Raw genomic sequence first — 20239 nt, forward strand, 5'->3', positions numbered from 1 at the left:
TCCCCGGAGGCGGGCCGTTGATCCGCTGTATTCGGCACACCGCGGCGTTCTCCTTCCTTCTCCTCGTTGCGCTGCTGGTCAACGCCGCGCGGGTGCAGGTCGTCGAGACGGGGAGCTACGGCGCCAACCCGGCCAACCGCCGGGGGCCGATCGCCCGTTACGAGCAGCCGCGCGGCGCCGTGCTCGTCGCGGGCCGGCCGGTCACCGGTTCCCGGGACAGCGGCGGGCGGTTGCGCTACGAGCGCACCTACACCGAGGGACCGCTCTATGCGCCGGTCACCGGCTACTCCTCGCAGATCTACGGCACCTCGCTGCTGGAGAGCGCCGAGGACGGCATCCTCGCCGGCTTCGACGACCGGCTCGCCACCTTCCCCTGGTGGGACCAGCTGACCCGCACCCACCGTCCGGGCGGCAGCGTCCACACCACCGTCAACCCCCGGATGCAGCGCGCCGCGTTCGACGGGCTGGGGGGCAAGAAGGGCGCGGTGGCCGCGATCGAGCCGCGTACGGGGAGGGTTCTGGCGCTGGTGAGCACGCCCTCGTACGACCCGGGTGAGCTGTCCGGCAACGACGCCGCGGTCAGCGCGGCCTGGCACCGGCTGAACGGCGCCGGGCCGCGGCCGATGCTCAACCGGGCGCTGCAGCAGACCTATCCGCCCGGCTCCACCTTCAAGGTCGTCACCGCGGCGGCCGCGCTGGAGAGCGGCAAGGTCACCGATATCGAGGCCCCGACGGATTCGCCCGATCCCTACCCCCTGCCCGGCACCGCCACCCTGCTCGGCAATGCCGCGGAGGGCTGCGAGGACGCCCCGCTCAAGGACGCCTTCCGGGCCTCCTGCAACTCTGTCTTCGCGCGGCTGGGTGCCCGGATCGGGCTGCGGGACATGGCCGCCATGGCCCGGAGGTTCGGCTTCAACGACCCTCGGCTGCGCATCCCCTCGCCGGTCGCGCCCAGCAACTTCGATACCCGGATGGATGCCTCGCAGGTCGCGCTGTCCGCCATCGGGCAGTACGACACCGCCGCCACGCCGCTCCAGATGGCGATGGTCTCGGCAACGGTCGCCAACGGGGGCCGGCTGGCGCCGCCGTCGCTCGTCGACAAGGTGACCGATGCCAGGGGTGTCATGATCGCGGCCGGTCCGCACCGCCCCACGCGACAGGTGATCGGCCCGGTCGCCGCACAGCAGCTCCAGGAGATGATGATCGACGTCGTCGCGCACGGCAGCGGCAGACGGGCCGCCATCAAGGGCGTCACGGTCGGCGGCAAGACCGGCACCGCACAGCACGGTGTGCGCAACGAGGGCACGCCGTACGCCTGGTTCATCTCGTGGGCGCGGGCGAAGGACAGCTATGAGCCGGCCGTGGCGGTGGCCGTGGTGGTCGAGGACGCGGCCGCCGACCGTGCGGACATCAGCGGCGGGGGGAGCGCGGCGCCGATCGCGCGGGCGGTGATGGCGGCGGCGGTGCACTGAGGTCCTGGCGCGCTGACGCCCCTCCCGGCTCCTGGGACCCCGGCTGTTCGCGCCTCACCGTGGCGGCCGCGCGTCACCGGAGCCACCACGGGCGTCACAATGGCCGTATGGCTGACGCGATCCCGCCCATGGAACCCGCCCCGCCCCCGCTGCTGTCCCTGGCCGAAGTGGAGGCGCTGGCCCGGCGCGTGCACTCGGGGCAGACCGACAAGGCGGGCCGTCCGTATGCCGAGCATCTGGCGGCGGTCGCGTCGGGCGTGCGCGAGCGGGGCGGCAGTGACGAGCAGATCGCCGCGGCCTGGCTGCACGATGCGGTCGAGGACGGGGCGCTGAGCGAGGAGTGGCTGGCCGGTGCGGCGCTGAGCGAGGCGGTCAAGGCGATGGTCCTGGCCGTCACCAAGCGGGCGGACGAACCGGTCGAGGCGTACACCGCACGCATTCTGGCCACGCCGGGGGCGCTGTTGGTCAAGGAGTCGGATCTTGCGCACAACGCCGATCCGGTCCGGCTGGCAGTGCTGGACGCGCCGACGCGGGAGCGGCTGACGGCGAAGTACGCCCGGGTGCGGGCGCTGTTGGGACTGTCCGAGCCGTAACGGCCGCCGGGGCCGGGCCCCCGCGCGCTCGTCCGCCGGAGACCGGCCCGCGCGCGCTCGTCCGCCGGGCACCGGCCCGCCGCGCCCGTCCGCCGGGCCGCCGGGCAGCCGGGTCCGCACCTCGGACACCCACACAGAAAGATGCCCTACACAGCTAGTCTGCGGCGATGAGCCCAACGCAGCCTTCGCAGCCTTCGCAGCCCTGGGAGCCCGCGCAGTCCGCATCGTCGTCCGGACGGACCGCACCTCATCCGGCCCCCGAGGCCCCCGAGGCCCCCGAAGCCGCCCGTGTGATCGCCGCCGCCCTGGAGGGTGTCGGCGTCCGCCGCTACACCACCGGGCAGGTCATCCTCGACGCGATCGACTGGACCGTACGGTCCCGGTGAGCACTGGGCGCTGCGGGCGCTGCCGCTGTTCGTACGGCCCGGGGAGCGGAGCACCCGGCGGTTCCTGGAGTGGGAGACCCGGGGTGCGCCGCCGGCGCCCGCGCTGGTGCGGCTGATGGGCCGGGGCGCCGTCGAGTTCCGGGCCGCGAAGGTGGTCACCGGGCCGCGGCCGGACGCCGCGCGGGCCGGAGGGGCCGTGCCGACCCTGCTGCTCCTGGCCGAGGACAGCCGGACACACGATCCGCGCCGGGTCGCGGCGCAGGCCGAACGGACCCTGGCGGGCGTACGGATCGTGACCCTGGCGGGGGTCACGCACCACTCCCTGCCGTACGCCGACGTCGACGAGCTCGGCCGCCAGGTGCTCGGCTTTCTGCCCACCGGGCTTCCCGGCGGGACGTCCTGACGGCGGGGGCGGGGCCGGCCGCCCCCGGAGGTCAGCCCTCGGCCCCCTCCGCGATGGCCGCCGCGACCTCCGCCGTACGGGCCTCCTCCTCGGCCGCGAAGCGCTCCGCGTCCAGCTTCTCGGCGAGTTCCTCGTCCTGGGCCATCAGCAGATCGAGATTGGAGTCGCCCATCTCGAAGACGCCCATGTCCACATAGGCGCGCTGGAGGCGTTCGCCCCACAGGCCGATGTCCTTCACACACGGCACGATGCGGCTGAACAGCAGCTTGCGGAAGAGATGCAGGAACTCGGAGCGCTCGGTGAATTCGGCGGCCTCGTCATGCGGAATGCCGAAGTTCTCCAGGACTTCCAGACCGCGCAGCCGGTCGCGCATCAAATAGCAGCCCTCGATGACGAACTCCTCGCGCTCGCGGAGTTCGGCATCGGTGAGCTGCTTGTAGTAGTCGCGCAGCGCCATGCGCCCGAAGGCGACGTGGCGCGCCTCGTCCTGCATGACATACGCGAGGATCTGCTTGGGGAGCGGCTTGGTGGTGGTGTCGCGGATCATGCCGAAGGCGGCCAGCGCCAGGCCCTCGATCAGCACCTGCATACCGAGATACGGCATGTCCCAGCGGGAATCCTTGAGGGTGTCGGACAGCAGTTCCTGGAGATTGTCGTTGACCGGGTAGAGCATCCCGATCTTTTCCTGGAGGAAGCGGCTGTATATCTCGGCGTGCCGCGCCTCGTCCATGGTCTGCGTGGCGGAGTAGAACTTCGCGTCGAGGTCCGGCACGGATTCGACGATCCGCGCCGCGCACACCATCGCTCCCTGCTCGCCGTGCAGAAACTGGCTGAACTGCCAGGAGGTGTAGTGCTGACGCAGCTCACCCCGGTCCTTCTCGGTCATTTTGTCCCAGTACTTGGTGCCGTACAGGGACATCGACTCGTCCGGGGTGCCGAGCGGGTCCTGGGGGTCGACCTCCAGACCCCAGTCGATCCGCAGATTGGCGTCCCACTGCTTGTCCTTGCCCTTCTGGTAGAGCGCGAGCAGCCGGTCACGTCCGTCGTCGTAGTCCCAGCTGAAACGGGCCGCGCCGGTGGCGGGCACCTTCCACACAGGGTCGCCTGGGTCCTGTACGTAGAGATCTCGGGTCGACACGGACGCCTCCTCGGCTCGCCAAACGCCTTGTCATGGGCGGTCGTTGGCAGGCTCACACGTTTCTTACCGAAGGGTCAATAAGTCGTGCACGGGGGATTGACGAGCTTGCTGACGCGCAGTCTCATAAGAGTTGACCGCGGGTAGGACCGGCCCCGACCCCAGTAGCGAGGTAGCCACAGCCATGACGAGCGCGCCCACCGCAATGACCGAGACGGACACCGATGTGCTGCGGGACGCCCTCGGTCTGCTCAAGGACCGGGAACAGGTCGCCGAGCGACTCCTTGACTCCTCCGCCAAGCACTCCTTCGACCCCGACACCGAGCTCGACTGGGACGCGCCCCTCGAAGAAGGCAAGTGGTTCTGGCCGCCGGAGCTGGTCTCGCTCTATGACACCCCGCTGTGGCGGAAGATGTCGCCGGCGCAGCAGCAGGACCTGTCCCGGCACGAGGCCGCCTCGCTCGCCTCGCTGGGCATCTGGTTCGAGATCATCCTGATGCAGCTGCTCGTGCGGCACATCTACGACAAGCCGGTGACCAGCGCGCATGTCCGCTACGCGCTCACCGAGATCGCCGATGAGTGCCGGCACTCCAAGATGTTCGCGCGCATGATCCAGAAGGGCGGCGCGCCGGCGTATCCGGTCTCCCGCCTCAACCACAACCTCGCCCGCATCCTCAAGACGGTCTCCACCACCCCGGGGTCGTTCGCCTGCACCCTGCTCGGCGAGGAGATCCTGGACTGGATGCAGCGGCTGACCTTCCCGGACGAGCGGGTGCAGACCCTCGTGCGCGGAGTGACCCGTATCCATGTCGTCGAGGAGGCCCGGCATGTGCGCTACGCCCGCGAGGAGCTGCGCCGCCAGATGGTCACCGCGCCGCGCTGGGAGCGGGAGTTGACCCGGATCAGCTCCGGTGAGGCGGCCCGGGTGTTCTCCGTCGCCTTCGTCAATCCGGCGGTCTACGCCCAGGTCGGCCTGGACAGGCGCGAGGCCGTCGCCCAGGTCAGGGCCAGCGGCCACCGCCGCGAGGTGATGCAGTCCGGTGCCCGGCGGCTGACCGACTTCCTGGACGAGATCGGCGTACTGCGGGGTGTGGGCCGCAGGTTGTGGCGGAGCTCGGGCCTGCTGGCCTGAAGCGGGCGGCATGGACCCGGCAGACCCCGAGCACCTGTACGAGCCGACATCCGGGCCGGTTACGCTGCTGTTCATGAACGGCAGCGGCACCGCCCCAGCAGTACCCCGACCCGCCTACCGCAGGCTGAGCGTGGAGCAGCGCCGCAGCCAATTGCTCACCGCCGCGCTGGACCTGTTCGCACAGCGCGCGCCCGAGGACGTCTCCCTGGACGATGTCGCCCTTGCCGCCGGGGTCTCGCGGCCGCTCGTCTACCGTTACTTCCCCGGCGGCAAGCAGCAGTTGTACGAGGCCGCACTGCGCAGCGCGGCCGACATCCTGGAGCGCTGCTTCGCCGAGCCGGACACCGGGCCGCTCACCCAGCGGCTGTCCCGCGCGCTGGACCGGTACTTGGCGTTCGTCGATGAGCACGACGCCGGGTTCAGCGCACTGCTCCAGGGCGGCAGCGTCGTGGAGACCACCCGCACGACCGCGATCGTCGACGAGGTACGGCGGGCCGCGGCCGACCAGATCCTGCGGCATCTGGGCGAACCGGAGCCGGGCCTGCGGCTGCGGATGACCGTCCGGATGTGGATCACCGCGGTCGAGGCCGCCTCGCTGATCTGGCTCGACGAGGACAAGCAGCCGACCCTCGACGAGCTGCGGAACTGGCTGGTCGACCACTTCATCGCGCTGCTGACCGCGACCGCGGCCGGGGACCCGCAGACCGCCCGGGTGACCCGGGCGGCGCTGAAGCTGGAGACCTCCGACGGCCCGGCCGGCGATCTGGCCCGCCGCACCCTGCCCGTCGTGAGTGACGCCGCGCATCTGCTGTGAGCCGCCGCCGGACCGGGGCGGTGTGACACTGAGACCGTGAGAAGCGAGAACACCCTCTTCGTCGGCGGCCCGCTGGACGGCCGGGTCCTGCCCGTCCTGGTCGGCATGACCGGCCAGCCGCCCAAGACGTACGAGGTGCCGGTCCCGAACGACAACAACCGGCCGCCGACGGTCCATGTCTACCGCCGCGTCCCGGCACGGGTGAGCCGCCTGGGCCTCCCCAGCGGCTGGAAGTACGAGTACGACCCCGCCGGAAAACCCTCCACCGGCCCCAAGTGGCCTTGGCGAAAGCCCCGCTGACCACCAAAGACCCGCAGAGACTCACCGGCCGCCACCTCATCCCCGATCCCCCACCAGGGACAGCCGCGGCAACCACGTGAGGTGACGGGCCGGAGGGGGTGGGTTGCGGGACGTAAAGCGAAGCAGTCCCGCAACCCACCACCGGAGGCCCGTCACCGCCACCACGACACAGCCTGCGCCGCGGCGGCAACCCACAAAACACACCCTCCCCGCCGAAGGCGGGGAGAAAAGCACGGCGCCGCACCCACAAACGTGGGAAGGCAAGCCCCCGCCGCAGCCAAAAGCGTGGGAGAGACCGTTACCCCGTCAACGACGCCAGATAGGCGGCCGTCTTCTCCGGCTCATAGAAGAAGTTCTCGAAGTCGGACGGGTCGTTGAAGCCGTTGGCGAAGCGGTCGGCGACGGGCTGCAGCTGGCCGGCCGCGCCGATGAGGTTGAGGATGTGCTCCGGCGGCGGCGCCAGCATCGCGTTCGTCCACTTGGTGACGTGCTGGGCGGTGGTCCAGTAGCGCTCGAACGCGGTCCGCATCCAGTCCTCGTCGAAGGGCCGGTCACCGCGCTCGACGATGGAGGCGAGGTAGGAGGCGGCGCACTTGGACGCCGAGTTGGAGCCCTGGCCGGTGATCGGGTCGTTGGCGACCACGACATCCGCGACACCGAGCACCAGACCGCCGGAGGGCAGCCGGCCGACGGGGTTGCGCACGGTGGGGGCGTAGCGGCCGGCCAGCGTGCCGTTGGCGTCGGTCAGTTCGACCTTGGTGGCGCGGGCGTACTCCCAGGGCAGGAACTTCTCCATCAGTTCCAGCGTCGTGGCGAGGTGCTCGTCGGGGTCCTTGACGCCCTGGAAGACATCCAGCGGGCCGCCGGGTATGCCCTCCCAGAAGAGGATGTCGGCGCGGCCGGAGACCGTGTAGGTCGGCATGACGAACAGCTCGCCGACACCGGGCACCAGGTTGCAGCGCACCGCGTCGTAGTCGGGGTGCTCGGGGCGCGGGCCCAGACCGTGGACGTAGGCGACGGCCAGTGCGCGCTGCGGGGCGTCGTACGGGGAACGCTCCGGGTTCCGGCCGAACATGGACACCAGCTCGCCCTTGCCGGCCGAGACCAGCGTCAGGTCGTAGCGGCTCGCGAAGAAGTCGAGGTCGGAGACGGCCGCGCCGTGGATGACGAGCTGGCCGCCGCGCTGTGCGAAGGTCTCCATCCAGCCGGCCATCTTCACCCGCTGGTCGACGGACTGGGCGTAGCCGTCCAGCTTGCCGACCCAGTCGATGGCGCGCTGCGTGCCCTCGGGCGCCTCGTGGCTGCCGGGCGCGGCGACCGAGACACCGAGGCCCTCGATGCGCGGGGCCTGGTTCTCCCAGAAGTTGATCTGGAGGTCGCGCTCGTGCTGGAGCGCGGTGTGGAACATGCACTGCGTCGACATGACCCGGCCGGCACGGATCTCGTCGGCCGTGCGGTTGGACATGAGGGTGACCTCATAGCCCTGGGACTGGAGACCCAGGGCGAGCTGGAGACCGGACTGGCCGGCTCCGACGATGAGTATTTTCCGCATGGCGGGCTCTTCTCTATTACTGCTGGTGTTCGGAGGTGAGTGGGGGGAGGGGCGCGACCTTACGGGTCCGGTTACTCCGGCGCGGTCTCCAGGGCGTGGCCGACCAGCGCGAGCAGCGACTCGATCACCGTGGTCCGCTTCCGCGCATCCATGATCACTACGGGTACCTGCGGCGGCACGGTCAGCGCGTCGCGGACGTGCTCGACGGCGAAGGCCTCGGTCCCCTCGAAGTGGTTGACCGCGACGACGTACGGCAGTCCGCAGCTCTCGAAGTAGTCGAGCGCCGGAAAGCAGTCCTCCAGGCGGCGGGTGTCGGCCATCACGATCGCGCCGATCGCGCCGCGCACCAGGTCGTCCCACATGAACCAGAAGCGCTGCTGTCCGGGCGTGCCGAACAGGTACAGCACCAGTTCCTGGTCGAGGGTGATCCGCCCGAAGTCCATCGCGACCGTGGTCGTGGTCTTCTCCGGGGTGGCGGTCAGATCGTCCGTATCGGCGCTGGCCTGTGTCATCACCGCTTCGGTCTGGAGCGGGGTGATCTCCGAGACCGATCCGACGAACGTGGTCTTGCCGACACCGAAGCCGCCCGCCACCACGATCTTGGTGGCGATCGGCGCCCGCGAACGGTCCGTCTGCCAGCTCTGCAGCCCCGCGTCGGCGGCCGTGGCCGCCGGGTCGGCCTGACCCACGGAACCGGCGGTCGCCGTCGATCCGGCCGATATCGTGTCAGAGCCTGTGAAGTCCACTCAGCACCCTTTCGAGCAGCGCGCGGTCGGGCCGGCCGGAGCCGTGCCCGGTGCCGTAGACGCGAATCTTTCCCTGGTCGGCGAGGTCGCTGAGCAGCACACGGACCACGCCCAGCGGCATCTTGAGGAGCGCGGAGATCTCCGCGACCGAGCGCATCCGGCGGCACAGCTCGACGATCGCCCGCATCTCCGGCATCACCCGGTCACCCCAGCCGCCGGAGGTGAGCTCGCGCCGCTCCTCGGGCGCCTCCAGGGCGGCCACGAACGTCTCGACGAGCAGTACATGGCCGAACCGTGTCCGGCCGCCGGTGAGCGAGTACGGCCGCACGCGCGAGGGTTTCCGGTCCCCACGTACGGGGAGTTTTGGACTCTTACTCACTGGGCGCTCTCCATCGACTTGCGCAATTCGCTGCGGAGTTCGGGGGTGAGGACATGGCCGGCCCGGCCGACGAACAGCGCCATGTGGTAGGCGATGACGTTCATGTCGCAGTCCGGGGTGGCATGCACACCGAGCAGCGAACCGTCGCTGATCGACATGACGAACACGCTGCCCTCGTCCATCGTGATCATCGTCTGCTTGACCGACCCGCCGTCCATGAGCTTGGCGGCACCGTTGGTGAGACTGCCGAGCCCGGACACGATCGTGGCCAGATCCGCGCTGGATCCCCGCGGACCGTCAGTCCCCGGCTGTGCCGCCTCGTCCGCCCGGCCGGGGTCGGACGACAGCAGCAGCAGGCCGTCGGAGGAGACCACCGCGACCGAGCGGATACCTGGCACCTCGTCCACCAGGTTGGTCAGCAGCCAGTGCAGATTCTGTGCCTGGCTGCTCAGGCCTTGTCCGTAAGCAGTGGGCGCTTGCGCATTCAATCGCGTGCCTCCTCGACAACGTGGCTCTCTCCCGGGGCCCCCGCTCCGTCGGTGTCCGTCTGTGAGATGGTCTGCTCCGCCGTACTTTCCGCAATCTCGGCCTCGACTTCACGTCGGCCGACTCGCGCCCCCGCCTGAAAACCGCCGAGCCGGCGCCGCAGCGCCTCGGCGTTGGCCGCTCCGCTCTTGCGCGGGGCGGCGGGCGCCTGTTGCTGCGCCACGACCTTGGGCGTGCGCTTGGGCAGCCCCATCTCGGTCGTCCGCTGCTTCCCCGCGGGCGGGGCGGCAGCGGTCTGTGGGTCGGCCGGTGTGCCGGCCGGGGACGCGTCGGCCGGTGCCGCCGCCGCGTCCGTGGGTGCCGCGTCCGTCCCTGCGTGCGTGTGCTGGTCCGGACCGATGGCGTACGGATCGGACGCGGGCGCGCCGGACGTGTCGGGCCCGGAGGCCGGGGCCTCATGGCGGCCGGTGTCCGCGGGCGCCGGGTCCCCGGCCGGGAGCGGCTCCTCCTCGGGCCGCACATGCTCGCCGCTGCCGCTGGTGGTCGCGCCGTACGGGCCGGGCGACCGCGGGCCGTACGGGCTCGGTTCGGACGCGGCGTACGTGGTGGGACCGGACGGCTGCTGCGCGGCGGGCGCCGGTGCCGGTTCGGCCGGGGCGCCGAGCCCGGCGGCGTCGATCGCGCGTTCCGCGGCGACGACGAACGGGTCGGCGGCGGGCGTCGGGTCCGCGTCCGGGGTGCCCTCCGGGCTGCTGCCCGGTACGGCGTCGTGACCGTCGGAGCGCTCGACGGTCCGGGGGGTGTCCTGGGCCGGGACCGCGGCGGGGGCCGCCGCGCCGTCCACCGCGGCCGGTTCGGCCCGCGACGCCCGCGACGGCAGCGCGTTGGAGTTCGCCTCGGCGACCGAACCGGGCAGGCTCGGGGTGTGCGTCACGTCCTGGGACGCGGTGGCCGAGGAGGCCGTCGGAGCCGGGCGGGTGGGCAGGATCGAGCCGGGCAGCACGATGACGGCGGTGACGCCGCCCTGCTTGGCGTCCCGCAGCTGGACCCGGACACCGTGCCGGGCGGCCAGCCGCACCACGACGTACAGCCCGAGGCCCAGCGCCTCGTCGACGGTCTCCGAGGAGGAGGCGGCGTCGACGTCCGCCAGCCGCTCGTTGAGCTCGGCCATCCGCTCCGAGGTCATCCCTATGCCCTCGTCCTGGACCGAGAGCATGACCTCGCCGCTCTCCAGCAGCCAGCCGGACAGCTCCACATGGGCGTTCGGCGGCGAGAACGCGGTGGCGTTCTCCAGGAGTTCGGCGACCAGGTGGCTGAGGTCGTCCGCGGCGAACCCGGCGACCTGGGAGTGCGGCGGCAGCGACTGGATGCGCACCCGCTCGTACCGCTCGATCTCACTGATCGCGGCGCGCAGCACGTCCAGCAGCGGCACCGGGCCCTGGTGGTTGGTGCTGTGCTGTTCCGCGCCCGCGAGGACGAGGAGGTTCTCGCTGTTGCGGCGCATCCGCGCGGCGAAGTGGTCCAGCTTGAAGAGGGTTTCCAGCCGCTCCGGGTCCTGCTCGCTCTCCTCCAGCGACTCGATGACGTTGAGCTGGCGCTCCACGAGACCGAGGGTGCGCAGCGAGAGGTTGACGAACCGGCCGTGCACACCGTTGTGCAGGGCGGCCAGCCGCTCGGTGAGATCGGCGATCTCCTCCTTGAGCGTCTCGCCCTGCTCCTGGAGCACCTCGCGCTCGGCGACCAGCCGCTGCCGCCCGCCGATCAGCCGCTTGCGCTCGCCCTCCAGTTCGGTGGTGCGCCGCGCGAGCTCGCCGACCTGGGCGTGCAGCGCGTTGACGGACCGTACGGCGGCGGCGAATTCGTCGTTGCGGCCCTTGTAGGTGATGGGCTCCTCGTGCGCGGGGTCCGCGGCCACCCGCTTGGCGCCGATCCGCAGCGCCGCGAGCGGCTGGGTCAGGGAGCGGGCGGCCCAGACGCCGGCACCGACGGCCAGCAGCAGGCACAGCGCTTCCAGACCGATGCGGATCTCCAGCTCCGTCACCTCGTCGTCGCGCAGCGCGCCGAGCCGCTGGATGTCGGCGGTGGCCATGGCGGATTCGACGCCCCGCATCAGTCCGATGCGGGTGGTGAGGGTGCTCTGGACCCGCTGGCGGCTGAGCCGCAAGTCGGCGGCGTCCAGACGGGGCTGGTCGGTCAGCCGGGTCAGATAGCGCTCGGCGGTGTTGACCTCCGCGCCGTTGACGGTGCGGTCGTAACGGTCCTGGGCGGCCTGGCCCGCGGTCTGCCGGAAGTCGCCCAGCGCGCCCTGTTCCCGGAGGTGAGCGACCTGGGCAAGGGTGGTGAGCCGGGGCTGGCTGCCGCCCGCGGTGAGCCCGGCGAGCAGCAGGGCACGGGTGCCCGCGGCCTGTTCGGCGGCGCGGCCGAGGGCGGGCAGCGCGCGGGTGTCGGCGTCGGCGGAGTCCGCGCGGGCCGGCAGTCCGCGGGCGATGTCGTCGCTGATCGCACCGAGTGCCTGGAGGGCCTCGGTGTAGGCGTTATAGGTCTGCTCGGCCGATCCGGGCCCCGACAGCGCCTTTTGGCGGGTTTGCGGCAGTGCGGCCAACAGCTTGGCGGCGGTCCGGTAGACGGCGGTGTCGCCCGAGGCGTCCTGGGCCTCGGAGCGCAGCTCGTCGATCTGCCGGTCCACACGGGCACGCTGGGGCCGGGCGGCCGCGGCGCCGTCGGTTCCGGTGGCGCCCGTCCCCGCGGCGGTACGGCTGCCGCGTCCGGTGGCGGCATACGCGGTCATGCCGTCGCGTTCATCGGCGAGGGAGTGCGCGAGCGCGATGGCGCGGGCGTTCAGCTCGGCGAGATCGACCAGTTGCTGGCCGGTGTTGGCGTGGTCGGCGGTCGCCGCCAGGCCGGGGGCGCCGGCGCCGATGACGGCGGCGGCCACCACGGCCACCGCCCCGACCAGCCTGTTGCGCACTCGCGCGGGACGCCGTCCCGTGGGCTCCTCACCACTGCCCGTCGTGTCCGGGCCCTTGCCAGGAGCCGAGCCCGTGCCCGGTCCCGGGATCGAACCGGCCGGTGAACCCGGCTTCCCTGCGCCGCCTCGAAGCCGCATCTTCCGCACCGCTGCTCGCATTCCTGTCTCGCCTGCTCACGCCCTATGGCGTCGCGGACCCGGCTCGCTTCTCCGCTCGCGGAGCGGACCTGCGCGAGGACCGCAGCAGCGCACACTTCCGCGAAGGGAAACAGCCCGGCTCTGCGCGTCGCGACGAATGTCCTGACCTCACCCCAATGATCCGGGCAACGACCATTCCACCGGCGCCGCGCAGTGGCTCGGCAACACATGCCCGGCCACCTGAAGGAGTGAACATCACTAGGAGTTTGACCATCAACTTCCGTGCACCCTTGATTTCGGCGGCAACCTCACGCAACCCCCGAACGGGTTTGGAGATGCGTCCCGGTCCTGGAAAGATGCGCGCCCGCATGCCGCCGGCCCGCCGGTCCGTACCCTCGGTAAGCCTCCCGGCCGGCCGGCGCCGACGCCGCCGCGGGCCCCCGACGACCAGGGCAGAACCACCGCCTCCGGCAGACTTCCGGGTATGCACATCGCACTCGCCACCGAGCCGGGCGATCCCCAACGCCCAAACGAGGACTATGCATCGGTAGCCCTGCCGGCCTCCGGTCAGGGCGGAGCTCTGGTCCTGCTGGACGGCGTGACGCCGCCGGAAGAGGACCACGGCTGTGCGCACGGGGTGCCGTGGTTCACCGCGCGGCTCGGTGGCGCAATGCTCGAACTGTCTGTTTCACACCGGGATATGACGCTCCCTGAGGCTCTCGCCGCGGCCATCTCCCGGACAGCCGACGGCCACCGGGAAACCTGTGACCTTTCTCACGTCCGCACTCCGCAGGCAACCGTGATCGCCGCGCGGTGGTCCGGGGTCACCGTGGAGTACCTCGTCCTGTCCGATTCGGTGCTCCTCCTGGAGCGGGCGGACGGCTCGGTCGATCCGGTGCTCGACTCCCGGCTGGACGAACTGCCGCCCGCGGTCCGGGACCTGCGGGCCGCCGTACGGGGGCTGCCCCGGGGCTCGGCGGAACGGGCCGCGGCGGGGCGGGAGTACGGCCGCGCGGTCGAGGCGCTGCGCAATGCGGAGGGCGGCTTCTTCACCGCGGCCGCCGATCCGGCGGTCGCCGCCCGCGCGGTGACCGGCAGCACCCCGCGCGCCGGTCTCCGCTCCCTGACCGCCCTCAGCGACGGCGCCGGCCGCTGGGTCGAGGTCTTCCGGGAGGGTTCCTGGGCGGACTGTGTGGCCCTGGTGTCCCGGCAGGGTCCTCAGGCGCTGATCGACCGGGTGCGGGCCGCGGAGGCGGCGGACCCGGCGGGCGCGGCGTTTGCGCGCGGGAAGGCGCGGGACGACGCGGCGGTGATTTTTGTGGCGCCGTGACAATCACCGGCGGGCGGGTTTCCTTTCCCGTCGTGAGGGAACGGCCCCGCGACGGTACGGCCCGGCGGCGGCCGCCACGGCTGTGGCCAGGGGGTTTCCGTGATGCCCCGCCGCTCTTGCGGGGCTGACGCGGGGCCCGGTGCCGAGGCCCGCTATGCCTCGTCGCCCTCCTGCTCCGCGTTCAGCCGGTGCAGCAGTCGGGCGAGTTCGGCGACCTCGCCGCGGTCCCAGGAGGCGAGGCGGCGGGCGTACTGGGCGCGGCGGCCGGTACGGACGCGGGTGAAGCGTTCGCGGCCCTCGTCGGTGATGCGGACCAGGACCGCGCGGCCGTCCGCCGGGTCCGGTTCGCGGGCGACGAGTCCGAGCTTCTCCAGGGCGTGCAGCTGGCGGCTCATCGTGGCCTTGCCGACCCCGAAGTAGCCGGCGAGGTCGGTGGCGCGCTGGGAGCCGGCATCGGCCAGCCGCACAAGGAGGCCGTATGCGGCGGGCTCCAGATCGGGATGCACCTCTCGTGCCAATTCGCCGGAAGAGGCACGGGCCCGGCGGAGAAACACCGCCAATTCACGTTCCAGGGCGAGGAATACGTGGTCCACACCAGTCGGCTCGCCGTCCGCCGTCGTCCCGTCGGCTCCGGTGTTGTGCACGTCAGCGCCCATTCCCGCGTTTCCTCACCTGAAAGTTTCTGCCATCGGCGGCCGAAGCCGCAGCTCCGCCAGTATTTCGCAGGATTAGACCAACGGCAGCCCAGTGCCCCCCTTTTGTCACGTCGGTCTACGCGCGTACCGTGATTTCTGGCATGGCCATACCAAGCAGCCCCGGGCATCCGCCGCGCGCCGTGCACCTCGCACCTCGGTGTCCGCACGCTGCGCCATGCCGTCAGCTCCTCCCCCCGCTCCTCCCCCCTCAGGTCATCCCCCGAGATCTTCGGAGGCACGTATGTCCGTGCTCAGATCCGGCTCCCCCCACCGCCCCGCACGCTCCCTCGCGACCGTGGCCGGGATCCTGCTCGCCCTCGTCTCCCTCCTCCTCGGCCTGCCGGGCACCGCCGGCGCCGCGGCCATGAAGCGCGCACCGGAACCCACCCACCCCGGTCAGGACTGGGCCGGTTCCCAGATCGCCCGGCACGAGGGCACGGCGGCCGGCGGCGCACCGCCGGCCGCCTCGCTCGCCTCCGTCGAAGGGGTGGACGTCAGCAGCCACAACGGCAATGTCGCCTGGTCGACCCTCTGGAACAGCGGCGTCCGCTTCGCCTATGTCAAGGCGACGGAGTCCACCAGCTACACCAACCCGTACTTCGCGCAGCAGTACAACGGCTCCTACAACGCCGGGATGATCCGCGGCGCCTACCACTTCGCCACCCCCAACACCTCCAGCGGCGCCGCCCAGGCCAAGTACTTCGTCGACCACGGGGGCGGCTGGTCCAAGGACGGCAAGACCCTGCCCGGCGCGCTCGACATGGAGTACAACCCCTACGGCGCGACCTGTTACGGGCTGAGCGCGGCCGGCCTGGTCAACTGGATGAAGGACTGGTTCGCCACCTACAAGGCGCGTACCGGCCGGGACGCCGTCCTCTACACCTCCACCAGCTGGTGGAAGCAGTGCACCGGCAACTCCGCCGCCTTCGGCGCCGTCAACCCGCTGTGGATCCCGCGCTACGGCTCCTCGGTCGGTGAACTCCCGGCCGGCTGGGGCTTCCACACCGTCTGGCAGTACACCTCGACCGGCCCGACGGTCGGTGACCACAACCGCTTCAACGGCTCGATGGACCGGCTCCGGGCGCTGGCGAACGGCTGAGGAGGCTCCCCCGGGAGCGGCCTGTGCTCTCCTGCGAGCGCACAGGCCGCTCCCCGCACCGCAACCATCAACGGAGGATGCCCCGCGGCGATCGGCCACCTCCCCGAGAGCGGCGCCGGTTCAGGCGCTGAGCGGGGTGACCTCCGGCGCCGCCCCGTTCGACGCCGGCGTCAGTGCCAGCTCCAGCACCTGGCGGACATCGGCGACCGGGTGGACCTCCAGGGATTCGAGAATCTCGGCCGGCACATCGTCCAGGTCCGGTTCGTTGCGCCTGGGGATGATGACGGTGCCGATGCCGGCCCGGTGCGCCGCCAGCAGCTTCTGCTTGACGCCGCCGATCGGCAGCACCCGCCCGGTCAGCGAGACCTCACCGGTCATCGCCACATCCGGCCGGACCTGCCGGCCCGACAGCAGCGAGGCCAGCGCCGTCGTCATCGTCACGCCCGCGCTCGGCCCGTCCTTGGGGACCGCGCCCGCCGGTACGTGCAGATGCACTCCGCGCTCCTTCAGGTCGGCGACCGGGAGCTCCAGTTCCGCGCCGTGGGAGCGCAGGAACGACAGCGCGATATGCGCCGACTCCTTCATCACGTCACCGAGCTGGCCGGTCAGCTGGAGCCCGGACGCACCGGTCTCCGGATCGGCGAGCGAGGCCTCCACATAGAGCACATCGCCGCCGGCGCCGGTGACCGCGAGGCCGGTGACCACACCGGGCACCGCGGTGCGCCGCCCGGCCGGGTCCTGGGCCGACTCGGGAGTGTGGTGCGGCCGCCCGATCAGCGGGCGCAGCTGGTCCACTCCGACCGTGAACGGCAGCTCCCGCTCCCCCAGTTCGTGCTGTGCGGCGACCTTGCGCAGCAGCCTGGCGACCGTGCGCTCCAGATTCCGGACGCCCGCCTCGCGGGTGTACTCGCCCGCCATCTTGCGCAGCGTCTCGTCCTCCAGGGTCACCTCGCCGGACTCCAGACCGGCCCGCTCCATCTGGCGCGGCAGCAGATGGTCCCGGGCGATGACCACCTTCTCGTCCTCCGTGTAGCCGTCCAGCCGGACCAGCTCCATACGGTCCAGCAGCGGCTCGGGGATGGCTTCGAGGACATTGGCGGTGGCCAGGAAGACCACATCGCTGAGGTCGAGTTCGACCTCCAGGTAGTGGTCGCGGAAGGTGTGGTTCTGTGCCGGGTCCAGGACCTCCAGGAGGGCGGCGGCCGGGTCGCCCCGGAAGTCGGAGCCCACCTTGTCGATCTCGTCGAGCAGCACGACCGGGTTCATCGACCCGGCCTCCTTGATGGCCCGGACGATCCGGCCGGGCAGCGCGCCGACGTACGTACGGCGGTGGCCGCGGATCTCCGCCTCGTCCCGGACACCTCCGAGTGCGACCCGGACGAACGTGCGGCCCATGGCCCGCGCCACGGACTCGCCGAGCGAGGTCTTGCCGACACCGGGCGGCCCGACGAGCGCCAGCACGGCCCCGCCCGCCCGTCGCCCACCGCCGCCCTTGCCCGCATCGCTGCGCGATGCCCCCTTCGATGACCCGCCGACGAGGCCGAGGCCCCGCTCGGCCCGCCGCTTGCGGACGGCCAGGTATTCGGTGATCCGCTCCTTGACGTCCTCCAGGCCGGCATGGTCGGCGTCCAGGATCGCCTTGGCGCCGGCGATGTCGTAGGCGTCCTCGGTCCTCTCGTTCCACGGCAGTTCGAGGACGGTGTCCAGCCAGGTGCGGATCCAGGAGCCCTCGGGGCTCTGGTCGCTGGACCGCTCCAGCTTGTCGACCTCCTTGAGGGCGGCCTTGCGGACGTCCTCGGGCAGGTCGGCGGCCTCGACCCGGGCCCGGTAGTCGTCGCCCTCGTCCTCCGGATCGCCGTTGAGTCCGGCGAGTTCCTTGCGGACCGCCTCCAGCTGCCGCCGCAGCAGGAACTCCCGCTGCTGCTTGTCGACGCCTTCCTGGACGTCCTTGGCGATGGACTCGGCGACGTCCTGCTCGGCGAGGTGCTCGCGCAACGCCTCGGTGGCGGACTTCAGCCGTGCGACCGGGTCGACGGTCTCCAGCAGCTGGACCTTCTGTTCGGTGGTCAGGAACGGCGAATAGCCGGAGTTGTCGGCGAGCGTCGGCACGTCCTCGATCTGCTGGACGCGGTCGACGACCTGCCAGGCGCCGCGCTTGCGCAGCCAGCTGGTGGCCAGCGCCTTGTATTCCGTGACGAGTTCGGCCACCGCGCCGGGCAGGGGGTCGGGGACCGTCTCCTCGACGGTCGTGCCCTCCACCCAGAGGGCGGCTCCGGGCCCGGTCGTGCCGGAACCGATCCGTACCCGGCCCAGGCCCCGGATCAGCGCACCGGGATCGCCGTCGGACAGCCGCCCGACCTGCTCGATCCGCCCGAGCGTGCCGATCGCGGCGTACTTCCCGTCGGTGCGGGGCACAAGCAGCACCCGCGGTTTGTTACCCGAGGAGGCGGCGGCCTGTGCGGCCTCCACCGCTGCCCGTACGTCCGCGTCGGACAGGTCCAGAGGCACCACCATGCCGGGGAGCACGACCTCGTCATCGAGGGGCAGCACGGGCAGAGTGAGCGAGGTGGACGTCGAAGCCATGATCTCCCCTTCGGCAAGCAAGTTGAGCTTTACTCACTCAATGCCGCTGGGGCGGGGGATGTTCCCCCGGGTGCGTTCGCTGTGAGCGATCAGGGGAGTTGCCGCCGCCGGGCCGGGCCCGCGGCGATCCGGGGGACACGACCGGCCGCGCACCCGTTCATCAACGACGGTCCGGCGGCGGAGCGAGCCGGACCGCGGGGCCCGCTACCAGTGTGCGGGGCGGGTCAGGTTCTGCGGCAGCTCGGTGGCGGCGTCACCCTTGGCCGCGTTGAGCTGTGCCTGGGTGAGGAAGAGGGCGCCGGTGAGATCGGCGCCGGAGAGGTCGGCGGCGCGCAGATCGGCACCGATCAGGTCCGCGGTGCGCAGATCGGCGCACTTGAGGTCGGCGGCGATCAGGTAGGCCCCACGGAGGTTGGCGCCCCGGAGGTCGGCGCCCTTGAGGCGGGCTCCCATGAGGTCGGCGCCCCGGCGCTCCTTCTTACGGCCCGGGATCCCGGCCCGTACGAGTTCGCTGGTGCGCAGCAGGAGGGCGTTGACCTCGCCCCGGTGGGCGGGCACGTCCAGCTCCGTGAGCTCCTCGGCGCTGCCGCGGGTGAGGCGTTCGGTCTTCTCCAGGGCGGCGCGCAGCTCGGCGTGGACCGGGCGGGCCGCCGGCCGGGTCAGCGCCTCGGCCAGGTACCAGAGGAGTTCGTGCAGCTGCCGCATGACGGGGAAGACGTCGAACATCTGCCGGGCGGTCCCCGGGGCCTGCCGCCAGTCCTGTCCACCGAAGGTGACCTGGGAGACCTTCTGCCCGGCGCCGAAGCAGTCGAAGACGGTACAGCCGGTGAAACCGCGCGGGCGCAGCTCGCTGTGGATGCCGCAGCGGAAGTCCGTCCGCAGGTTCGGGCAGGGCCGGCCGGCGTCCTTGTCGATCGCGAAGTCCGCGGAGGCCGCGAACGGCAGCGCGACACAGCACAGCCCGAAGCAGCTGCCGCAGTCGGACTGCAGGCCGAGTTCCCTGACGTCCGGAATCGATGGCTTGCGTTCTGGGGACAAGGTGCGTGTACTCCTGCGGCCGGCGGGCACCGCACGAGCCGTGCCCGGAAGGGACCGTCATTCTCCCAGCCGGCACAGGGCCGCCGCGCCCGGCCGGTTCCGCTCGCTGCGGCGGGGATCCGTCGGGCACTCACCCGGCGTTGTCAGTGATCGCCTCCAGGGCCTGTCTTCCCGATCAGGCCGGATCAGGGAGTGTCGGCCCGGCGGACCTCGCCGCGGCGGAGGTGTATCCGGTGCTCGCCTGGGAGCGGGGTGAGCCACTGGACCATCTCAGCGCGCACCACGAGCTGTTGCGGCCGTTCTTCCGCGCGGCGGCGGATGAGGGGGACGGCATTCTCATGTGGCTCGGACAGCGGCGGACGGCCCGTGCAGATCCGTGCGAAAGGCCCGTCGCCACCGTCCTCACGCCCCGTCATGACTGCTACCTTCACGGCATGTTGCAGCGGATGTCCGGAGTTTTCATCGGCGCATTCTTCGGGACGGTCTTCGTGGTCGCCAACGCCCACGACCCGCTGAATCCGGCGATCGGTATCGCCCTCCGGGTGCTCGCGGTGCTCACCTTCGCCGGGCTGCTCACGCTCGCGCTGCTGGCGGGACGCCGCGGCGGGCCCGCGCCGGACGATGCCGAGGCACCTCAGGCGGACTGGTTCCGGGGGAAGTTCGCGTTCGTCGTGGGCGCCGAGGCGGTGCTGCTGATCGGCGGCAATCTCGCGCTGCGGGCGGCTGGCGCCCCCGAGCAGACCGCCGTGGCCTGGATCGCGCTGATCGTCGGTCTGCACTTCGTCGCGCTGATGGCGGTCTGGAAGCGGCGCAGCATCGCCGTCCCCGGCGCCACGCTGACCGCGCTCGGCGCGACCGGCCTGGGGATGGCGGCCACCTCCGCCGTGGCATGGGTGCCGTTCGTCAGCGGAGTGCTCTCCGGTGTGGCGCTCCTGGGCGGCTGCGCCTACGCGATCACCCACACCTACCGGTCGACGGCGCGGCCGTAGT

At 71.6% G+C, this 20239-nt stretch carries 18 protein-coding genes and 1 pseudogene; 10 read left to right on the plus strand and 9 right to left on the minus strand.

The window, feature by feature from the left end; translation table 11 throughout:
- Positions 1–17: 17 nt before the first annotated feature.
- The 4 genes and pseudogenes from SLV14N_RS12470 to SLV14N_RS12485 all read left to right on the plus strand — a co-directional run bounded on the left by SLV14N_RS12470 (position 18) and on the right by SLV14N_RS12485 (position 2854).
- Positions 18–1472: a penicillin-binding transpeptidase domain-containing protein gene (locus SLV14N_RS12470; RefSeq protein WP_208680985.1), complete on the plus strand. Its 1455-nt coding sequence runs from the start codon at positions 18–20 to the stop codon at positions 1470–1472.
- A gap of 107 nt (positions 1473–1579) precedes the next feature.
- On the plus strand, positions 1580–2065 hold the full coding sequence (locus SLV14N_RS12475) for an HD domain-containing protein (RefSeq protein WP_259670250.1): 486 nt from the start codon (positions 1580–1582) through the stop codon (positions 2063–2065).
- Positions 2066–2232: 167 nt separating this feature from the next.
- A pseudogene (locus tag SLV14N_RS38805) lies at positions 2233–2464 on the plus strand (hypothetical protein); the annotation flags it as partial.
- A 102-nt stretch (positions 2465–2566) separates the two neighbouring features.
- On the plus strand, positions 2567–2854 hold the full coding sequence (locus tag SLV14N_RS12485; protein ID WP_263273431.1) for a hypothetical protein: 288 nt from the start codon (positions 2567–2569) through the stop codon (positions 2852–2854).
- A 31-nt stretch (positions 2855–2885) separates the two neighbouring features.
- Here SLV14N_RS12485 and SLV14N_RS12490 read toward each other — a convergent pair whose 3' ends face one another.
- The gene (locus tag SLV14N_RS12490; protein WP_263269355.1) at positions 2886–3992 is read right to left on the minus strand and encodes a ferritin-like domain-containing protein; all 1107 of its coding nucleotides are present in this window, start codon (positions 3990–3992) and stop codon (positions 2886–2888) included.
- Between the two features lie 181 nt (positions 3993–4173).
- Between SLV14N_RS12490 and SLV14N_RS12495 the strand changes: the two genes are divergently transcribed.
- The 3 genes from SLV14N_RS12495 (at position 4174) to SLV14N_RS12505 (ending at position 6235) form a co-directional block, all read left to right on the plus strand.
- On the plus strand, positions 4174–5121 hold the full coding sequence (locus SLV14N_RS12495) for a diiron oxygenase (protein ID WP_208680988.1): 948 nt from the start codon (positions 4174–4176) through the stop codon (positions 5119–5121).
- 73 nt (positions 5122–5194) lie between these two features.
- Positions 5195–5935 (plus strand): TetR/AcrR family transcriptional regulator, encoded by a 741-nt coding sequence (locus tag SLV14N_RS12500; protein WP_051104009.1) that lies wholly within the window; start codon positions 5195–5197, stop codon positions 5933–5935.
- Between the two features lie 36 nt (positions 5936–5971).
- Positions 5972–6235, plus strand: coding sequence for a hypothetical protein (locus SLV14N_RS12505; RefSeq protein WP_208680989.1), 264 nt, complete (start codon positions 5972–5974; stop codon positions 6233–6235).
- 298 nt (positions 6236–6533) lie between these two features.
- Here the strand turns inward: SLV14N_RS12505 and SLV14N_RS12510 are convergent, their stop codons facing one another.
- From SLV14N_RS12510 to SLV14N_RS12530, 5 genes are all read right to left on the minus strand, one after another.
- Entirely contained in the window at positions 6534–7787 is a 1254-nt protein-coding gene (locus SLV14N_RS12510; protein ID WP_263269356.1) for a styrene monooxygenase/indole monooxygenase family protein, read from the minus strand.
- Between the two features lie 71 nt (positions 7788–7858).
- On the minus strand, positions 7859–8476 hold the full coding sequence (locus tag SLV14N_RS12515; RefSeq protein ID WP_208680991.1) for an ATP/GTP-binding protein: 618 nt from the start codon (positions 8474–8476) through the stop codon (positions 7859–7861).
- 37 nt (positions 8477–8513) lie between these two features.
- Positions 8514–8912 (minus strand): DUF742 domain-containing protein, encoded by a 399-nt coding sequence (locus SLV14N_RS12520; protein WP_208680992.1) that lies wholly within the window; start codon positions 8910–8912, stop codon positions 8514–8516.
- On the minus strand, positions 8909–9400 hold the full coding sequence (locus SLV14N_RS12525) for a roadblock/LC7 domain-containing protein (protein ID WP_208680993.1): 492 nt from the start codon (positions 9398–9400) through the stop codon (positions 8909–8911). The genes SLV14N_RS12520 and SLV14N_RS12525 overlap by 4 nt, the downstream gene beginning before the upstream one ends.
- A complete protein-coding gene (locus tag SLV14N_RS12530) occupies positions 9397–12366 on the minus strand; it encodes a nitrate- and nitrite sensing domain-containing protein (protein ID WP_263269357.1) in 2970 nt (989 codons plus the stop codon). Before SLV14N_RS12530 ends, SLV14N_RS12525 begins: the two co-directional genes overlap by 4 nt.
- A gap of 622 nt (positions 12367–12988) precedes the next feature.
- Here SLV14N_RS12530 and SLV14N_RS12535 point away from each other — a divergent pair.
- On the plus strand, positions 12989–13834 hold the full coding sequence (locus SLV14N_RS12535) for a hypothetical protein (protein WP_263269358.1): 846 nt from the start codon (positions 12989–12991) through the stop codon (positions 13832–13834).
- 152 nt (positions 13835–13986) lie between these two features.
- Here the strand turns inward: SLV14N_RS12535 and SLV14N_RS12540 are convergent, their stop codons facing one another.
- Positions 13987–14490: a MarR family winged helix-turn-helix transcriptional regulator gene (locus tag SLV14N_RS12540; RefSeq protein ID WP_208680996.1), complete on the minus strand. Its 504-nt coding sequence runs from the start codon at positions 14488–14490 to the stop codon at positions 13987–13989.
- A gap of 280 nt (positions 14491–14770) precedes the next feature.
- On the opposite strand from SLV14N_RS12540, the gene SLV14N_RS12545 reads away from it, so the two are divergent.
- Positions 14771–15628 carry a lysozyme gene (locus SLV14N_RS12545; RefSeq protein ID WP_208680997.1) on the plus strand — a complete coding sequence of 286 codons (858 nt, stop codon included), beginning with the start codon at positions 14771–14773 and terminating at the stop codon, positions 15626–15628.
- Positions 15629–15748: 120 nt separating this feature from the next.
- Here the strand turns inward: SLV14N_RS12545 and lon are convergent, their stop codons facing one another.
- Both lon and SLV14N_RS12555 read right to left on the minus strand, forming a co-directional pair.
- Positions 15749–18211: an endopeptidase La gene (gene lon / locus SLV14N_RS12550; protein ID WP_208680998.1), complete on the minus strand. Its 2463-nt coding sequence runs from the start codon at positions 18209–18211 to the stop codon at positions 15749–15751.
- Between the two features lie 204 nt (positions 18212–18415).
- Positions 18416–19249, minus strand: a complete 834-nt coding sequence (locus tag SLV14N_RS12555) for a pentapeptide repeat-containing protein (protein ID WP_263269359.1) — start codon at positions 19247–19249, stop codon at positions 18416–18418.
- A gap of 146 nt (positions 19250–19395) precedes the next feature.
- Between SLV14N_RS12555 and SLV14N_RS12560 the strand changes: the two genes are divergently transcribed.
- Complete coding sequence (locus SLV14N_RS12560; protein WP_263269360.1) at positions 19396–20238, plus strand: DUF1877 family protein; 843 nt, start codon at positions 19396–19398, stop codon at positions 20236–20238.
- Position 20239: the final 1 nt, after the last annotated feature.

It is taken from the genome of Streptomyces sp. Je 1-4 4N24, assembly GCF_026239515.1.
GTDB lineage: Bacteria > Actinomycetota > Actinomycetes > Streptomycetales > Streptomycetaceae > Streptomyces > Streptomyces nigrescens.